Raw genomic sequence first — 1146 nt, 5'->3', positions numbered from 1 at the left:
CTGCCAGCACCGGAAGGCAATCTGCACAGCGGTGCGGATTATGTAGCGCCACGCACTGCACCGGAACGAGCGCTTGTAGTGGTCTGGCAGTCCGTTCTGGGTGTGCCAACCGTCGGTATGTTGGACAATTTCTTTGAACTGGGTGGCGATTCGATCAAGGCGATTCAAATCGTATCGCGTGCATTCCAGGCCGGCTACAAGCTGGACATGAAGGATTTGTTCCGCTATCCCATCGTCGCAACGCTGGCACCGCATATGCATGAGGTCAGTCGTATGGTAGATCAGGGAGAAGTAAGCGGAGAAACGGCGTTGCTTCCGATCCAGCACGAGTTCTTTGCGCAGGAGCAAGTAGACGTGCATCACTTTAATCAGGCGGTTATGCTGCACCGGGAGCAGGGGTTTGACGAGTCGGCTCTGCGTCAGGCGCTTGGCAAGCTGACAAAGCATCATGATGCTTTGCGAATGGTGTTCAGCAAGACCGAGCAAGGCTATAAAGCATGGAACCGTGGAATACAGGAAGGCGAGCTGTATCAGCTGGACGTGCTGGACTTTAGGGATATAACGGATGAAGCCATGCTCAGCGTGGCAATGGAGGCGAAAGCTACCGAAATTCAAAGCAGTATCCAACTGCAAGAAGGGCCGCTGTTGAAAGCAGGTTTGTTCCACTGTGTAGATGGCGATCATTTGCTGATGGTGATTCACCATTTGGTGGTGGACGGGGTATCCTGGCGTATTTTGTTTGAGGATTTGACTACTGCCTATGAACAGGCCATCCATGAAGAAGTGCTTCAGCTGCCGGACAAAACGGATTCCTTCCGTTCCTGGGCTAGGCAACTTTCCTCCTATGCGAATAGCACAGACATGGACAGTGAACACGCCTACTGGGAGCAATGGAACGCTGCCGCTTTGGCTGACCAAGTACGTTTGCCTGAGGATCAAGCGCAGGCTGAGCCATTTACCCTAGCTGACACGGATTCAGTGGCCTTCCAGCTTACGGAAGAAGAGACTGAACGGCTGTTGAAGCAAGCACACCGCGCGTACAACACGGAAGTGAACGATCTGTTGCTGACGGCTTTGGGCATGATGCTGTATACGTGGACGGGTCATGAACGCAGTCTGATTCATTTAGAGGGACACGGACGTGAG

Annotated in this window: 1 protein-coding gene; it reads left to right on the top strand. The window is 53.1% G+C overall.

Features of this window, described 5'->3' with window-relative positions; genetic code table 11:
- The coding region (locus JOD82_RS28890; RefSeq protein WP_245249174.1) for a condensation domain-containing protein at positions 1-1146 on the top strand (1146 nt) is incomplete at both ends.

The sequence above is a fragment of the Paenibacillus sp. 1182 genome, assembly GCF_017833915.1.
In the GTDB taxonomy this organism is placed as follows: domain Bacteria; phylum Bacillota; class Bacilli; order Paenibacillales; family Paenibacillaceae; genus Paenibacillus; species Paenibacillus polymyxa_D.
This window is presented reverse-complemented; position numbering and strand designations above follow the sequence as displayed.